The following is a 16,224-nucleotide window of genomic DNA, read 5'->3' as shown; positions in this document are numbered from 1 at the left end:
AATCGGGCACGACCGAAGGGTCCAGGCTTCAACGCGGATGATTACACTGCCGCGGAACGACTTCCACAATTTAGGAGTGCCGTGACACGCCGCCTCTTCACTTCCGAATCGGTCACGGAAGGCCACCCGGACAAGATCGCCGACCAGATTAGCGACGGTATTCTCGACGCCCTGCTCGCCGAGGATCCACGCAGCCGCGTCGCGGTGGAAACCCTGATCACCACCGGTCAGGTGCACATCGCGGGCGAGGTGACCACCAAGGCGTACGCCGACATCCCGACCATCGTCCGCCGGACCATCCTCGACATCGGCTACGACTCGTCGAAGAAGGGCTTCGACGGCGCCTCCTGCGGCGTCAGCGTCTCCATCGGTGCCCAGTCCGAGGACATCGCGCAGGGCGTCGACAACGCCTTCGAGTTGCGTACCGGGGCGTCGGAGAGCGCGCTGGACGCGCAGGGCGCCGGCGACCAGGGCATGATGTTCGGCTTCGCCTGCTCCGAGACACCGGAGCTGATGCCGCTGCCGATCGCCCTGGCCCACCGGCTGGCCCGACGGCTCTCCCAGGTCCGCAAGGACGGCACGATTCCCTACCTGCGCCCGGACGGCAAGACCCAGGTCACCATCGAGTACGAGGGGTTGCGCCCCGTCCGGCTGAACACCGTGGTCGTCTCCAGCCAGCACGCCGCGGACATCTCGCTGGACTCGTTGCTCACCCCCGATGTGCGCGAGCATGTCATCGCCCCGGAGCTGGAGAGCCTCGGCCTGGACACCGAGGGCTACCGGCTGCTGGTCAACCCGACCGGCCGGTTCGAGATCGGCGGCCCGATGGGCGACGCCGGCCTGACCGGACGAAAGATCATCGTCGACACGTACGGCGGCTACGCCCGGCACGGCGGTGGCGCGTTCTCCGGCAAGGACCCGTCGAAGGTCGACCGCTCGGCGGCGTACGCGACGCGGTGGGTGGCCAAGAACGTGGTCGCCGCCGGCCTGGCCGAGCGGTGCGAGGTCCAGGTCGCGTACGCGATCGGCAAGGCCCACCCGGTCAGCCTCTTCGTCGAGACCTTCGGCACCGAGACCGTGCCGGTCGCCTCGATCGAGAAGGCCGTCTCCGAGGTCTTCGACCTGCGCCCGGCCGCCATCATCCGGGACCTCAACCTGCTCCGTCCGATCTACCAGCAGACCGCTGCCTACGGCCATTTCGGCCGGGAGCTGCCGGATCTGACCTGGGAGAGCACCGACCGGGCCGCCGACCTCAAGTCGGCCGCGGGAGCCTGACCGGCACCAGGCGCAGCGACCGGCGACCCGCGCAGGGGTCGCCGGTCGCTCGTGTCTGCGTCGACGTGCCGCTGGCCCACCTGGACCGCCCGTTCGACTACCTCGTCCCGGCCGAGCTGGACGCCGACGCCGTCCCCGGCGCACGGGTGAAGGTCCGCTTCGCGGGGCAGCTCGTCGACGGCTGGCTGCTGGAACGGGCCGACGACTCGGGACACACCGGCCGGCTGGCGTACCTGGAGAAGGTCGTCTCGCCGGAGCCGGTACTCGCGCCGGAGGTCGCCCGGCTGGCCCGGGCGGTCGCGGACCGCTACGCCGGCAGCCTCGCCGACGTGCTCCGCCTAGCCGTCCCGCCCCGGCACGCCCGGGTCGAGAAAGACGTCCGCGCCAGGGCCCTGCCCGCCGAGGGCTCCACCGCGCCCGCCGAGGGTTCCGCCCTGCCCGTCGAGGGTTCCGCCCTGCCCGCCGGGGACGCCACCGGGCCCGCCGGGGACGCCACCGGGCCCGCCGGGGACGCCACCGGGCCCGCCGGGGACGCCACCGGGCCGGACGGCGGCCCGGCCGGGGCGGGCGTCGCCGAACCGTCGGACACCCCGGGCGGCGACCAGCCGCGGCCCGGCGAGGACCCGGGGGACCCCGCTCCGGTGGCCGCACCCGGTCCCGACGCCTGGCGGGACTACCCGGCCGGGCCGGCCATGCTCCGGGCGCTCGCCGACGGTCGGGCCCCCCGGGCGGTCTGGTCGGCGCTGCCGGGGGAGGACTGGCCCGCCCGGTACGCCGAGGCTGTCGCCGCATCCGTGGCCGGCGGCCGGGGCGCGGTGGTGGTCGTCGCCGACAACCGCGACCTGGACCGCCTCGACGCCGCGCTGCACGACGCCCTGGGTCCGGGGCGGCACGTCTGTCTCTCCGCCGCGCTCGGCCCCGCCCGGCGCTACCGCGCGTTCCTCGCCGCCCGGCGCGGCGAGGTGGCGGTGGTGGTCGGGACCAGGGCCGCGATGTTCGCCCCGGTCGCCCGACTCGGGCTGGTGGCGATCTGGGACGACGGCGACGACCTGCACGCGGAGCCCCGCGCCCCCTACCCGCATGCCCGGGACGTGCTGCTCACCCGCGCCCACCAGGGCGACACCGCCGCCCTGGTGGGCGGGTACACCCGCACCGCCGAGGCACAGCTGCTGGTGGAGACCGGATGGGCCCGCGAGGTGCTGCCCGACCGGGCGACCGTCCGGGCCCGGATGCCGGTGATCGCGCCCACCGGCGACGACCCGCAGCTGGCCCGGGACCCCGGGGCGGCCACCGCCCGGCTGCCCAGCCTGGCCTGGACCACCGCCCGGGAGTCGCTCCGTGCCGACCTGCCGGTGCTGGTCCAGGTGCCCCGCCGTGGCTACCTGCCCTCGGTGGCCTGCGCCGAGTGCCGCACCCCGGCCCGGTGCCCGCACTGCGCCGGACCGCTCGCGCTGCCCTCCGCCGAGGGCACCCCGGCCTGCCGCTGGTGCGGGCGGGTCGCCGCCGCGTACGCCTGCCCGGAGTGTGGCGGACGGCGGCTGCGCGCCTCCGTCACCGGCGCCCGGCGCACCGCCGAGGAGCTGGGCCGGGCCTTCCCCGGCGTGCCGGTGCGCACCTCGGGCCGCGAGGAGGTGCTGGCCACGGTCCCGGGCGGCGCCGGCCTGGTCATCGCCACCCCCGGCGCCGAGCCGGTCGCCGAGGGTGGCTTCGGCGCGGTGCTGCTGCTCGACTCGTGGGCCTTGCTCACCCGGGCCGACCTGCGGGCGGGGGAGGAAGCGCTGCGCCGCTGGCTGGCGGCTGCCGCATTGGCCCGTCCCGCCGCCACGGGCGGCCGGGTGGTGGTGGTCGCCGACGGCGCCCTCGCCCCCGTGCAGGCGTTGCTGCGCTGGGACGCCGGCTGGTTCGCTGCCCGGGAACTGGCCGAGCGACGGGAACTGGGCTTCCCGCCGGCGGTGCGGATGGCCAGCGTGACCGGTTCGCCGGCCGCGGTGGCCGACCTGCTGGCCGAGGCCCGGCTGCCGGCGGAGGCCGAACTGCTCGGGCCGGTGCCGGCCGACGGGGAGCGGGAGCGGATGCTGGTCCGGGTGCCCCGGGCCCGGGCCGCCGCGCTGGCCGGCGCGCTGCACTCGGCGGCCGGGGTGCGCGCCGCCCGCAAGGCCGCCGACCCGGTCCGGCTCCAGGTCGATCCGCTGGCCCTCTTCTGAGCGGGCCGGAGCCCGGGGCGCAGGTCAACACCGCCGTCGGGGGACTGCCGTCCTCCGACGCGGGTCCGTCGACGCCGCCGCGCGGCCACACCGGTCGGGGCCGGCTGGCCTGGCCCGTCGTCGCACGCCGTGTCCGGCGGCACGCGGTGGGGCGGGTGATAGCATCGCCCGTCATGCCCGGGCGTACGACGGCTCCAGGTCGCGGCGCGGCGCCAGAGGCGCCGAGCTGGAGTTGTCGCAGGATCGCGCGACGATGGCGGGAGCGCGTCGGTTCGGCGCGATGTCGATGATGTCAAACAGCCGGTGATCAGGGGTGGACCAGTCGTGACCGTTCGTCAGTCGATCGTCTTCAATGGTGACCTCGGCAGCGGCAAGAGCACCGTCTCCGTTCAGATCGCCAAGCGGCTCGGCCTGCGCCGGGTCAGCGTCGGTGACCTCTACCGCCAGATGGCGCAGGACCGACAGATGACCGCGCTCCAGCTCAACCTGCACGCCGAGCTGGACCAGGCCGTCGATGGCTACGTCGACCAGCTCCAGCGGGACATCGCCGCCTCCGGCGAGCGGCTGGTCATGGACTCCCGGCTGGCCTGGCACTTCTTCACCGACGCGCTCAAGGTGCACATGATCACCGAGCCGGGCGAGGCGGCCCGCCGGGTGCTCGACCGTCCCTCCGGCCCGGCCGAGAGCTACGCCTCCCAGGAGGAGGCCAAGGCCAAGCTGCGGGAACGCAGCGAGAGCGAGCGCGGCCGGTTCATCGTCCGCTACGGGGTGGACAAGGCCCGGCTGCGCAACTACGACCTGATCTGCGACACCACCCGCGCCCCGGCCAGCGAGGTCATCGAGCACATCATCGACGCGTACGAGGGCCGGCTGTGCGCGGACGTGCTGCGCGACGCCCCGCCGCTGCTGCTGCTCGACCCGGGCCGGGTCTACCCGACCGAGGACATCGCCCACCTGCGTGACCTGTGGGACTCGGAGTTCGTCGGCGAGGTCGCCGCCGGCGGCGACGAGGCGCTGGAGCCGCTGCGGATCGGCTACACCGGGGAGTACTTCTTCGTCGTCGACGGGCACCGTCGGCTCAGCGCCGCCCTGCAGAGCGGCTTCCGGCTGGTGCCGGCCCAACTCGTCGCCGAGGTGGACGAGCCGGTGGTCGGTGGGATGAGCGCGGTGGACTACTTCGCCGCCCAGGCACGGCCCGGCCTGATCCACGACTGGGAGGCCGCCCACCGGATCAAGCTGCCGTTGCCCGAGCACGCCCTGCTCGGTGGCGACGCGGTCCTGGCCGGGGAGGCGGGCACCGCCGTCTGAGCCGCCCGCCCGCGACGGCGGGACCGGGAACCACGCCGCCCGCCCCCGGAGCAGAGCCACCCCCTGTCCTTCGGCGCCGGTCCGCACTACTGCCTCGGTGCCGGCCTGGCCCGGCTGGAGGCGCAGGTTGCCTTCCCGCTGCTGCTGCGTCGGCTGCCCGGGCTGGCCCTGGCCGCCCCGCCACCGCACCGGGCCGGCTGGCGCTGCGCGGCTACGAGACCCTCCCGGTGACCATCGACACGCAGCCGTCCGCGCCGGATCGCGGTCCGCCGGCCGGGGCGGCCGGCGGCACTCCGTAGACTGGTACGGCACCAGCCCGCCCGCCGAAGGAGCCATGCCGAGTGACCGTCCAGCCCATCCGTCTGTTCGGGGATCCGGTGCTGCGCACGCCGGCCGATCCGGTGGTCGACTTCGACGTCGAGCTGCGCAAGCTCATCGCCGACCTGACCGACACGATGCGTGAGCAGAACGGCGCCGGCCTCGCCGCGCCGCAGCTCGGTGTGGGCCTGCGGGTGTTCACCTTCGACGTCGACGACGTGGTCGGCCATCTGGTCAACCCGGTGCTGGAGTTTCCCGACTCCGAGGAGCAGGACGGTCCCGAGGGCTGCCTGTCCATCCCCGGCCTCTACTTCGACACGAAGCGCCGGCAGAACGTGATCGCCAAGGGCTTCAACGGCTACGGCGACCCGATGCAGATCGTCGGCACCGGCCTGATGGCGCGCTGTGTGCAGCACGAGACCGACCACCTCGACGGGGTGCTCTTCCTGGACCGGCTGGACCCGGCCGGGCGCAAGGAGGCGATGAAGGCGATCCGCCAGGCGGAGTGGTACGACCCGGCCACCCCGCCGATGGTGAAGCTCAACCCGCACGCCTCCGGCAGCCTTTTCGGCCTGGGTCGGTGAGCCCGTGCGCGTGATCTTCGCCGGTACGCCGGCCGTCGCCGTTCCCGCCCTGGCCGCCGTGGCGGCCTCCCGTCACGAGCTGGTCGCCGTGGTGACCCGGCCGGACGCTCCCGCCGGTCGTGGTCGTGGCCTGGTCCGCTCCCCGGTGGGGGCATGGGCCGACGAGCACGGCATCGAGGTGCTCACCCCCGCCCGGCCGCGTGAGCCCGAGTTCCTGGACCGGCTGCGCGAGCTGGCCCCCGACTGCGTCCCCGTGGTCGCCTACGGCGCGCTGGTGCCGCCGGCCGCCCTGGAGATCCCCCGCCACGGCTGGATCAACCTGCACTTCTCGCTGCTGCCCGCCTGGCGCGGGGCCGCGCCGGTGCAGCACGCCGTGCTGCACGGCGACGAGCTGACCGGCGCGAGCGTGTTCCAGCTGGAAGAAGGGCTGGACACCGGCCCGGTCTACGGCACGCTGACCGACGAGATCCGTCCGACCGACACGTCCGGCGACCTGCTGGAGCGGCTGGCCCACTCCGGTGCCGGTCTGCTGGTGGCCGTCCTCGACGCGATCGACGACGGCACCGCCCGGGCCGAGCCGCAGCCCGCCGACGGGGTGTCGCTGGCGCCGAAGCTGACCGTGGAGGACGCCCGGGTGCGCTGGTCCGATCCCGCCTTCGCGGTGGACCGGCGGATCCGGGCCTGCACCCCGGCGCCCGGCCCGTGGACGACGTTGCGGGGTGAGCGCGTCAAGCTGGGCCCGGTCACGCCGGTGCCCGACGGCCCGGAGCTGAAGCCGGGCGAGCTGCTGGTGGAGAAGTCCCGACTGCTGGTCGGCACGGCCACGACCCCGGTGCGGCTCGGCGAGGTCCGGGCGGCGGGCAAGCGGGCGATGCCGGCGACCGACTGGGCGCGGGGCGTCCGGGTCACGAGCGGGGAGGAACTCGCGTGACGAGCCCTACGGAACGGCCCACGGGCGACCGTCACTCCGCCGGACGACCCGGCGAGCGACCCGACGGTGAGCGGTTCGGCGGCGAGCGTTCCGGTGGGCGCGGTGAGCGATCCGGTGGTGACCGGTTCGGTGGGCGCGGTGAGCGTGCCTCGGGCGGCCAGCGCGGCGATCGGCCGGCGCGGGGCGGCCAGTGGGGCGACCGGGCCGGCGGTGACCGCCGCGACGGCGGCCGGCGCCCGGTTCGTCCGGCGGCGGACCTGCCCCGCCAGGTGGCCTACGAGGCGGTCGCGGCGGTGCACCGGGACGACGCGTACGCGAACCTGGTGCTTCCGTTGTTCCTGCGGGACGCCGGGCTGACCGGCCGGGACGCCGCCTTCGCCACCGAGCTGACCTACGGCACGCTGCGGCACCTCGGCACCATCGACGCGATCCTCAGCGACGCCGCCGGGCGGGACGTGCAGCGCATCGACCCGCCGGTGCGCGACGCGCTGCGGCTCGGGGCGTACCAACTCCTGCACACCCGGGTGCCGGCGCACGCCGCGGTCTCCTCGACCGTCGACCTGGTCCGGGCGGTGGGCCCCGGCGCGACGGGCTTCGCCAACGCGGTGCTGCGCGAGGTTTCCGGCCGGGACGCCGACGCCTGGGTGGCCAAGCTGGCCCCGTCGGCGGAGAGCGACCCGATCGGCCACCTCGCCCTGGCGTACAGCCATCCGCAGTGGATCGTGCGGGCCTTCGCCGAGGCGCTCGGCGGAGACCTCGGCGAGACCACCCGGCTGCTCATCGAGAACAACGAGCGCCCGCCGGTGCACCTGTGTGCCCGGCCGGGGCTGGCCGACGCGGCGGAGTTGGCCGACGCGGCCGGCGGCGCACCGGGGGCCTTCTCCCCGTACGCGGTCTATCTCGCTGGCGGGGCGCCCGGCGACCTGCCGGCGATCGCGCAGGGCCGCGCCCACGTGCAGGACGAGGGCTCCCAGTTGGTGGCCAACGCCCTGGCGGTGGCCCCGCTCGACGGCCCGGACGGGCACTGGCTGGACCTGTGTGCCGGCCCGGGCGGCAAGTCCGGCCTGCTCGGCGCCCTCGCCGCCCAGCGGGACGCGCGGGTGACCGCGGTGGAGGTCTCCGAGCACCGGGCCCGGCTGGTCACCCAGGCCACCCGGGGCCTGCCGGTGACCGTGCTGAACATCGACGGCCGCACCGTCGGCGCGGACCCGGACCTGCCGGAGGGGCACTTCGACCGGGTGCTGGTCGACGCGCCCTGCACCGGGCTGGGGTCGCTGCGCCGGCGGCCGGAGTCCCGCTGGCGGCGTCAGCCCTCGGACCTGCCCCCGCTGACCCGGTTGCAGCGCGAGCTGCTGGCCGCGGCGCTGCGCGCGACCCGTCCGGGTGGGCTGGTCGCCTACGTGACGTGCTCCCCGCACACCGTGGAGACGCACGTGACGGTGACCGAGGCGGCCCGCCGCTCCGGCGTGCCGGTCGACTTCGTCGACGCCCGGCCGCTGCTGCCGGCGGGGATGCCCGGTCTCGGCGCCGGGCCGACGGTGCAGCTGTGGCCACACCGGCACGGCACCGACGCGATGTTCCTCGCGATGCTTCGCCGCACCTGAGCGGCGCATCGACCCGCACTGCCCCGCTTTGCACCGCCGCGCCGACCTGTGTGGACCACACGGGTCGGCGCGGCGGTGTCGGTCGGCTCAGTTCGTGCTCGCCCATTCGTATTCCTGGATGGCATCATCAGGCGTCCCCCTTTATCGAGGAGCGTCCATGAAGCGAAGAGTCCTGACCGCCGGCGTCGCGCTCGCCGTGCTCACCGGCGCGGCGGCGCTGGCCGGCATGCCGGCGTCGGCCGCCCCGGCGCAGTCCGCCGCCGCGCCCGCGCCCGCCGCGCAGTCCCTGGCCGCGCCGGACATCGCGGTGGCCAACGTCCAGGCCCACCTCACGCAGTTCCAGACCATCGCCACCCAGAACGGCGGCAACCGGCGGGCCGGCACCGCCGGCTACACGGCCTCCCTCACGTACGTCAAGACGAAGCTCCAGGCCGCCGGGTACACGGTGACCGAGCAGGTCTGCACCGACTGCACGTACCGGTCGAACAACCTGATCGCCGAGTGGCCCGGCGGCCCCGCCGACCAGGTCGTCATGTTCGGCGCGCACCTCGACGGCGTGTCCGCGGGCCCGGGCATGAACGACAACGGCTCCGGCTCGTCGGCGCTGCTGGAGAACGCGCTGGTGCTGGCCCAGCAGAACCCGGCCATGACCAAGCGGGTCCGGTTCGCCTGGTGGACCGACGAGGAGCAGGGCCTCAACGGCTCCGACTTCTACGTCCGTTCCCTCAGCACCGTCCAGAAGGGCTACATCAAGGGCTACTACAACTTCGACATGGTCGGCTCCACCAACGGTGGCTACTTCATCAACCGGATCACCTCCACCACCGCCGCGCCGCTCAAGGCGTACTGGGACTCGCTGAACATCCAGCCGGAGGAGAACGTCGAGGGCCAGGGCCGCTCCGACGACTACTCGTTCCAGCAGGCCGGCATCCAGACCTCCGGGTACGCCTCGGGCGCCAGCGCCCGGAAGACCACGGCGCAGGCGGCCAAGTGGGGCGGCACGTCCGGCTCGGCGTACGACCCGTGCTACCACCGGTCCTGCGACACCACCTCGAACGTCAGCGCCACGGTGCTCAACCGCAGCGCCGACGGGATCGCGTACGCCATCTGGCAGACCGCCGTGGGCACGGTCACCAACGACTTCTCGGTCGCGGTGAGCCCGACGTCGGGTTCGGTGCAGCCGGGCGCGTCGACCACGGCGACGGTGAGCACGGCCACCACCAGCGGCACCGCCCAGACGGTCGGCCTGTCGGCGACCGGCGCCCCGGCCGGGGTCTCCGTGTCGTTCAGCCCGTCGTCGGTCACCTCCGGCGGCTCCGCCACCATGACGGTCAGCGCGTCGGCCTCGGCCCCGGCGGGCACCTACACCGTCACGGTCACCGGCGCGGGCTCCGGCGGGGTGTCGCGCTCCGCCAGCTACACCCTGACCGTCGGTGGGGGTGGTGGTTGCGCCGGTGGGCAGGTGATCGGCAACAGTGGGTTCGAGAACGGGACGTCGCCGTGGACGGCGTCGTCTGGAGTGATCACGAACGACAGCGCCCAGCCGGCCCGGTCGGGCTCGTACAAGGCGTGGCTGGCCGGCTCCGGCACGACGCGGACGGAAACCCTGTCGCAGTCGGTGACGATCCCGGCGGGATGTGCCAGCTACACGTTGTCGTTCTGGTTGCACATCGACACGGCCGAGACGACGTCGAGCACGGCGTACGACCGGCTGGTGGTGCAGGTGGGGTCGGCGACGCTGGCGACGTACTCGAACCTGAACGCGGCGGCGGGCTACGTGCAGCGGTCGTTCAACGTGGCGGCGTACGCGGGGCAGACGGTGACGGTGAAGTTCACCGGCACGGAGGACTACTCGTTGCAGACCAGCTTCGTCGTCGACGACGTCACCCTCCAGGCCAGCTAGGCGCGGCACGGGTCGGGGCGGCCATCCGTGGTGGCCGCCCCGCTCAGGTGACCGGCAGGCCGCCCCACGCCTGCGGCGAGGGCAGCACCACGTTCAGGCCGAGCCGCCCGGACCGCCGGTTCCGCACTACCGGTCACCGTCGGATCACCGGTTGTTCGGTGGGTGGCGCGCTGTGGGTGGCCGCTGGCCGCGTTCGTACACTGGCCGGGTGACCGTACCGCCGCCCATCGTCGCGCCCAGCATTCTCGCCGCCGATTTCGCCCGCCTCGCCGAGGAGGTCCGCGCTGTCGAGAACGCCGCGGACTGGCTGCACGTGGATGTCATGGACAACCACTTCGTGCCCAACCTGACCATCGGGCTGCCCGTGGTGCAGAGCCTGCGGGCCGCCACCGAGCTGCCCTTCGACGTGCACCTGATGATCGAGGATCCGCGCCGGTGGGCGCCCGGGTACGCCGACGCCGGGGCGTACAACGTCACCTTCCACGCCGAGGCGTGCGACGACCCGGTGGCCCTGGCCAAGGACCTGCGCTCCGCGGGGGCCAAGGCCGGGCTGGCGATCGACCGGGACACCCCGATCGAGCCCTACCTGGAGCTGCTGCCGAGCTTCGACACGCTGCTGATCATGACCATCAAGGCCGGCTTCGGCGGGCAGCGGTTCGTCCCGCAGTTGCTGGACAAGGTGCGTACGGCCCGCCGGCACGTCGACGCCGGCCACCTCGAACTGCGCATCGAGGTCGACGGCGGGATCGCCGCCGACACCATCGAGCAGGCGGCCGAGGCGGGTGCCGACGCGTTCGTCGCCGGCACCGCCGTCTATGGCGCCGACGACCCCGCCGAGGCCGTCCGGAAGCTGCGGGCACTCGCGGAACGCGCCGCCTCCGGGGCCTGACGTGGAACCGGACGGCGACCGCAAGGACGTCATCCTCGTCGTCGACGACGACGACGACATCGTGCGCTTCGTCGAGTTCAACCTCCGGCTGCACGGCTTCGACGTGATCCACGCCAGCGACGGCCAGGAGGCGCTCGAGGCGATCGAGCGGCAACGGCCCGACCTGGCGGTGGTCGACCTGATGATGCCGCGCATCGACGGGCTGGAGCTGACCCGGCGGCTGCGCGCCGACCCGATGACCTCGGCCCTGCCGGTGATCATGCTGACCGCCAAGGGCATGACGGTGGACAAGGTGCACGGGCTCAGCGCCGGCGCCGACGACTACCTGGTCAAGCCCTTCGACACCGCGGAGCTGGTCGCCCGGGTCAGCTCCACGCTGCGTCGCAACAAGGAGTTCCGGGAGGTCTCCCCGCTGACCGGGCTGCCCGGCAACAGCCGGATCCGCCGGGAGATCGCCGACCGGGTCCGCAACGGCGTCGACTACGCCGTCGGCTACATCGACATCGACCGGTTCAAGAGCGTCAACGACCGGTACGGCTTCGTCCGCGGCGACGACTTCATCTCCGCCCTGGCCCGCAGCCTGCACCGGGCGGTGGTCTCGGTCGGGCTGCCACCGGCCTTCCTGGGGCACGTCGGCGGGGACGACTTCGTCATCGTCTGCACCCCGGACCAGGTCCGGCCGCTCACCTCCCGGGTCTCCGCCGACTTCGAGAAGGCCGCCGACTCGCTCTACGACCCGGTCGACGCCGCGCGCGGCTACGTGGAGCTGAAGGACCGCCGGGGCAACATCCGGCGGTCCGCCCTGGTCACCCTCTCGATCGGCGTCTCCCTCTCCGACCCGGGCAAGCGGTTCACCGACCCGCTGGAGGCGATCGCGGTCGCCTCCGAGATGAAGACCGTGGCCAAGAGCCAACCCGGCTCGTACGTGGCGGTGGACCGGCGGCGCGGGGTTACGTGATTTCGTGCCCTGTTGCTGTGAACTACCTCGCCCGGGTGGCGCCACCCCCCGTACGGCGTGTAAGACTGCCCGTGTACCCACCACGCGCTGGCGGGACTCGGTGAAATTCCGAACCGGCGGTGATCCACGGCGTGACCGTGGTAAGCCCGCGACCCGGTCGGCCTCGTGCCGCCCGGTGGACCTGGTGAGAATCCGGGGCCGACGGTTGGGAGCGGGAAACCCCCGCCCCCTGACAGTCCGGATGGGAGACAGCGCGCGGGACGGACGGGCCCTGCCCGGCCGCTGACTCAGCGTGCCGTGCGCGCCCCCCGGGGCGGCTGTGCCGTACCCGGATTCCGCCGCCGCACGCTCGCGGCCCCATGCCGTTGCCTCCCATGACCGCCCGCGCGTCGACCGGCGAGTGAGAGGGCAGGGCATGGCCGGCGTCTCCGTTGACGAGGCGATGCGTCGCGCGGTGGAACTCGCCGCGCGCGGTCTCGGCACGACCAGCCCCAACCCGGTGGTCGGCTGCGTGCTGCTCGACGCCGCCGGGCAGGTGGTCGGCGAGGGGTTCCACGCCTACACCGGGGGACCGCACGCCGAGATCGTCGCGCTCGCCCAGGCGGGGGAGCGGGCTCGCGGCGGCACCGCCGTGGTCACTCTGGAACCCTGCGATCACACCGGCCGCACCGGCCCCTGTAGCACCGCGCTGGTCCGGGCCGGCGTCGACCGGGTCGTCATCGCCGTGCCCGACCCCAACCCGCTCGCCACCGGGGGCGCCGCCACGCTGCGCGCCGCCGGGGTCCAGGTGGACACGGGGGTACGCGCGTACGAGGCGGAGGCCGGCAACATCGCCTGGCTCACCTCGATGCGCCGGGGCTGGCCGTACGTGATCTGGAAGTTCGCCGCGACGCTCGACGGCCGGTCGGCGGCGGCCGACGGCACCAGCATGTGGATCACCTCCGAGGCCGCCCGGATGGACGTGCACGCGCTGCGCGGAACCGTCGACGCGGTGCTCGCCGGGGTGGGCACGGTGCTCGTCGACGACCCCCGGCTCACCGCCCGCAACCTGCGTGACGGCACGCTCGCCATCCGGCAGCCACTGCGGGTGGTGGTGGACTCGGCGGGACGTACGCCCGCCGACGCCCGGGTCCGCGACGGTGCGGCCCGCACGTGGATCGCCACCGCGGCGGAGGTCGGCGCCGGGCCCGACGGCCGGGTCGACCTGCCGGCGCTGCTCGCCGAGCTGCACCGGCGCGGGGTCCGCGCCGCGCTGCTGGAGGGCGGCCCGAAGCTGGCCGGGGCCTTCCTGGCCGCCGGCCTGGTCGACAAGATCGTCGGCTACGTCGCGCCCCGGCTGCTCGGCGCCGGCCCCACCGCCCTGCTCGACGCCGGTGTGACCACCATCGCCGAGGCCATCGACCTGGAGTTCATCGACGTTACGCAGGTCGGACCCGACCTGCGGATCACCGCGCTGCCCCGGAAGAGGGAGGGCTGACATGTTCACCGGAATCGTCGAGGAGTTGGGTGAGGTCGTCCGGATCACGCAGACGGCGGGAGACTCGGCGCTGGTCGCGGTCCGCGGTCCGCTGGTCACCTCGGACGCCCGGCACGGTGACTCGATCGCGGTCAACGGCGTCTGCCTGACCGTGGTCGACGTCTCCGACGGGACGTTCACCGCGGACGTGATGGGGGAGACGCTGCGCCGCTCCGCGCTGGGCGCGCTGCGGGCCGGCGACCAGGTCAACCTGGAGCGGGCCGCCGCGCTGAACAGCCGCCTCGGCGGGCACCTCGTGCAGGGGCACGTCGACGGCGTCGGCGAGGTCATCGCCCGCGAGCCGGCCGCGCAGTGGGAGACCGTCCGGTTCCGGCTGCCCGCCGCCCTGGCCCGGTACGTGGTGGAGAAGGGCTCGATCACCGTCGACGGCGTCTCGCTGACCGTCGCCGGGGTCGGCCCGGACTGGTTCGCGGTCGGGCTGATTCCCACCACGCTGAAGCTGACCACCCTCGGTGCCCGCCGGGTCGGCGACCCGGTCAACCTCGAGGTGGACGTGCTCGCCAAGTACGTCGAGCGGCTGCTGGGCGCCCGGCTGGCCGATCCCGCCGCCCCGGACGCCGACCTGCGCGGCGGGCTGTCGGCCGTCGACCCGCGCGGCGGTCTGCCGGGCGCCGTCGCGCCGGGCGAGGTGGCCTGATGGGCCCGCTCGGGTGGCTGCTCGACGCGCAGGTCAGCCTCGCCGGCTCGCCGGTGCTGGTCCGGGAGATCGTCGGCAACGGCTTCGGGCTGGCGTCGGCGGTGTTCGGCCTGCGCCGGGTGGTCTGGGCCTGGCCCGTCGGCATGATCGGCAACGCGTTGCTGTTCACCGTCTTCCTGGGCGGCGTCTTCGCCACGCCACAGGCGCACGACCTCTACGGGCAGGCCGGCCGGCAGGTCTTCTTCTTCTCGGTCAGCGTCTACGGCTGGTGGCGCTGGTCGCGCAACCGCCGCCGGAGCGGCGACGGGGACGGGGTCGCGGTGGCACCCCGCTGGGCCACCGGCCGGGAGCGCCTCGGCCTGCTGGTCGCGGCCGGGATCGGCATCGCCGCCGGGTACCCGGTGCTCGCCGCGCTCGGCTCCTGGGGGCCGCTACCGGACGCCTGGATCCTCACCGGCAGCCTGCTCGCCACCTACGGCATGGCTCGTGGCTGGGTGGACTTCTGGCTGATCTGGATCGCCGTCGACGCGGTCGGCGTACCGCTGCTGCTGCGCGGCGGGTTCTATCCATCGGCCGCCATGTACCTCGTCTACGGCGGCTTCTGTGCCTGGGGCCTCGTCGCCTGGTGGCACACCTCGCGGGTCGCCCGACCGGCGCCCGCCCCGATCCCGTCGACCTACTCGGAGGCCGTGGCATGAGCGAGCGAATCAGAAGGCGCGGCGCGGAGCGAAGCGGAGGGTCGGCATGAGCGAGCGAATCAGAGGCGCAGTCCGGATGGCTCATGGCGGCACGGAGCGAAGCGGAGGGTCGGCATGACCGCCTTTGGCAGCATCGAGCAGGCGGTGGCGGACATCGCCGCCGGCCGGCCCGTCGTCGTGGTCGACGACGCCGACCGGGAGAACGAGGGCGACCTGATCTTCGCCGCCGAACTGGCGACGCCGGAGCTGCTCGCGTTCATGGTGCGCCATACGTCCGGCTACATCTGCGCGCCGCTGACCGAGGGCGAGTGTGACCGGCTGGACCTGCCGCCGCAGCACCACACCAACCAGGATCGGCGCGGCACCGCCTACACGGTGACCGTGGACGCCCGGGAGGGGGTGAGCACCGGCATCTCCGCCGCCGACCGGGCGCACACCATCCGGCTGCTCGCCGACCCTGGCACCGGCCCGGCCGACCTGGCCCGTCCCGGGCACGTGGTGCCCTTGCGGGCCCGCGAGGGCGGCGTGCTGCGCCGGCCCGGGCACACCGAGGCCGCCGTCGACCTGACCCGGCTGGCCGGGCTGCGCCCCGCCGGCGTGCTCTGCGAGCTGGTCAACGACGACGGCACCATGATGCGGGTGCCCGACCTGGAGAAGTTCTGCGTCGAGCACTCGCTGATCCTGGTCACCATCGCCGACCTGGTCGCGTACCGGCGGCGGACCGAGAAGCAGGTGGAGCGGGTCGCCGACGCCCGGATGCCCACCCGGCACGGCGTGTTCCGGGCCCTGGGCTACCGCAGCGAGCACGACTCGGCCGAGCACGTCGCCCTGGTCACGGGCGAGATCGGCGACGGGCGGGACGTGCTGGTGCGGGTGCACTCCGAGTGCCTCACCGGGGACGTGTTCGGCTCGGTGCGCTGCGACTGCGGCCCACAGCTCGACGCCGCGCTGGACCGGGTCGCCCAGGAGGGGCGGGGCGTCGTGCTCTACGTACGCGGCCACGAGGGGCGCGGCATCGGGCTGCTGCACAAGCTCCAGGCGTACCAGCTCCAGGACCAGGGCCGGGACACGGTGGACGCCAACCTCGACCTTGGCCTGCCGGCCGACGCCCGGGACTACGGCACCGGCGCGCAGATCCTCTACGACATCGGGGTGCGCTCGATGCGGCTGCTCACCAACAACCCGGCCAAGCGCGCCGGCCTGGAGGGCTACGGGCTGACCGTCACCGGCCGCGAGGGGCTGCCGGTGCGACCACATCCGGAGAACGTGCGCTACCTGCGCACCAAGCGGGACCGGATGGGGCACCTGCTGGAGTTGGACGAGGTGACCGAGGCCCCGATGGGCCACCCGGTCCCCGGTGACGAGATCGGAGCTTAGG

The 16,224-nt window shown here is 74.2% G+C and carries 13 protein-coding genes, 1 pseudogene and 1 riboswitch; all 14 genes and pseudogenes read left to right on the top strand.

What is annotated here, in order from left to right; genetic code table 11:
- Window positions 1-81 precede the first annotated feature (81 nt).
- The 14 genes and pseudogenes from metK to GA0070608_RS29830 all read left to right on the top strand — a co-directional run bounded on the left by metK (window position 82) and on the right by GA0070608_RS29830 (window position 16,223).
- Complete coding sequence (gene metK / locus GA0070608_RS29895; protein ID WP_091632919.1) at window positions 82-1,275, top strand: methionine adenosyltransferase; 1,194 nt, start codon at window positions 82-84, stop codon at window positions 1,273-1,275.
- A 65-nt stretch (window positions 1,276-1,340) separates the two neighbouring features.
- On the top strand, window positions 1,341-3,479 hold the full coding sequence (locus GA0070608_RS29890) for a primosomal protein N' (RefSeq protein WP_091632915.1): 2,139 nt from the start codon (window positions 1,341-1,343) through the stop codon (window positions 3,477-3,479).
- A gap of 324 nt (window positions 3,480-3,803) precedes the next feature.
- Entirely contained in the window at window positions 3,804-4,787 is a 984-nt protein-coding gene (locus tag GA0070608_RS29885; RefSeq protein WP_091632912.1) for an AAA family ATPase, read from the top strand.
- Window positions 4,788-5,086: pseudogene (locus GA0070608_RS29880) on the top strand (cytochrome P450); the annotation flags it as partial.
- 42 nt (window positions 5,087-5,128) lie between these two features.
- Entirely contained in the window at window positions 5,129-5,689 is a 561-nt protein-coding gene (gene def / locus GA0070608_RS29875; RefSeq protein WP_091632908.1) for a peptide deformylase, read from the top strand.
- A 4-nt stretch (window positions 5,690-5,693) separates the two neighbouring features.
- Window positions 5,694-6,620 carry a methionyl-tRNA formyltransferase gene (gene fmt / locus GA0070608_RS29870; RefSeq protein ID WP_091632905.1) on the top strand — a complete coding sequence of 309 codons (927 nt, stop codon included), beginning with the start codon at window positions 5,694-5,696 and terminating at the stop codon, window positions 6,618-6,620.
- Window positions 6,617-8,224, top strand: a complete 1,608-nt coding sequence (locus GA0070608_RS29865) for an RsmB/NOP family class I SAM-dependent RNA methyltransferase (protein WP_091632902.1) — start codon at window positions 6,617-6,619, stop codon at window positions 8,222-8,224. The genes fmt and GA0070608_RS29865 overlap by 4 nt, the downstream gene beginning before the upstream one ends.
- A 157-nt stretch (window positions 8,225-8,381) precedes the next feature.
- Entirely contained in the window at window positions 8,382-10,127 is a 1,746-nt protein-coding gene (locus tag GA0070608_RS29860) for a M28 family peptidase (RefSeq protein WP_091632897.1), read from the top strand.
- Between the two features lie 208 nt (window positions 10,128-10,335).
- A complete protein-coding gene (gene rpe / locus GA0070608_RS29855) occupies window positions 10,336-11,016 on the top strand; it encodes a ribulose-phosphate 3-epimerase (RefSeq protein ID WP_091636513.1) in 681 nt (226 codons plus the stop codon).
- Window position 11,017: 1 nt separating this feature from the next.
- Complete coding sequence (locus GA0070608_RS29850; protein ID WP_091632893.1) at window positions 11,018-11,974, top strand: GGDEF domain-containing response regulator; 957 nt, start codon at window positions 11,018-11,020, stop codon at window positions 11,972-11,974.
- An 82-nt stretch (window positions 11,975-12,056) separates the two neighbouring features.
- Window positions 12,057-12,231, top strand: a riboswitch (FMN riboswitch).
- Between the two features lie 158 nt (window positions 12,232-12,389).
- On the top strand, window positions 12,390-13,451 hold the full coding sequence (gene ribD / locus GA0070608_RS29845; RefSeq protein WP_091632889.1) for a bifunctional diaminohydroxyphosphoribosylaminopyrimidine deaminase/5-amino-6-(5-phosphoribosylamino)uracil reductase RibD: 1,062 nt from the start codon (window positions 12,390-12,392) through the stop codon (window positions 13,449-13,451).
- 1 nt (window position 13,452) lies between these two features.
- Window positions 13,453-14,148 (top strand): riboflavin synthase, encoded by a 696-nt coding sequence (locus GA0070608_RS29840; protein ID WP_091632886.1) that lies wholly within the window; start codon window positions 13,453-13,455, stop codon window positions 14,146-14,148.
- Entirely contained in the window at window positions 14,148-14,846 is a 699-nt protein-coding gene (locus GA0070608_RS29835; RefSeq protein WP_091632882.1) for a nicotinamide mononucleotide transporter family protein, read from the top strand. The genes GA0070608_RS29840 and GA0070608_RS29835 overlap by 1 nt, the downstream gene beginning before the upstream one ends.
- Before the next feature lie 114 nt (window positions 14,847-14,960).
- The gene (locus GA0070608_RS29830) at window positions 14,961-16,223 is read left to right on the top strand and encodes a bifunctional 3,4-dihydroxy-2-butanone-4-phosphate synthase/GTP cyclohydrolase II (RefSeq protein WP_091632877.1); all 1,263 of its coding nucleotides are present in this window, start codon (window positions 14,961-14,963) and stop codon (window positions 16,221-16,223) included.
- Window position 16,224 lies beyond the last annotated feature (1 nt).

Source organism: Micromonospora peucetia (genome assembly GCF_900091625.1).
Lineage (GTDB): Bacteria > Actinomycetota > Actinomycetes > Mycobacteriales > Micromonosporaceae > Micromonospora > Micromonospora peucetia.
This window is presented reverse-complemented; position numbering and strand designations above follow the sequence as displayed.

Coding starts and splice junctions, on each gene's coding strand:
- GA0070608_RS29860 (WP_091632897.1), top strand. CDS start 8,382: ATGAAGCGAAGAGTCCTGACCGCCGGCGTCGCGCTCGCCGTGCTCACC.
- ribD (WP_091632889.1), top strand. CDS start 12,390: ATGGCCGGCGTCTCCGTTGACGAGGCGATGCGTCGCGCGGTGGAACTC.
- GA0070608_RS29840 (WP_091632886.1), top strand. CDS start 13,453: ATGTTCACCGGAATCGTCGAGGAGTTGGGTGAGGTCGTCCGGATCACG.
- GA0070608_RS29835 (WP_091632882.1), top strand. CDS start 14,148: ATGGGCCCGCTCGGGTGGCTGCTCGACGCGCAGGTCAGCCTCGCCGGC.
- GA0070608_RS29830 (WP_091632877.1), top strand. CDS start 14,961: ATGACCGCCTTTGGCAGCATCGAGCAGGCGGTGGCGGACATCGCCGCC.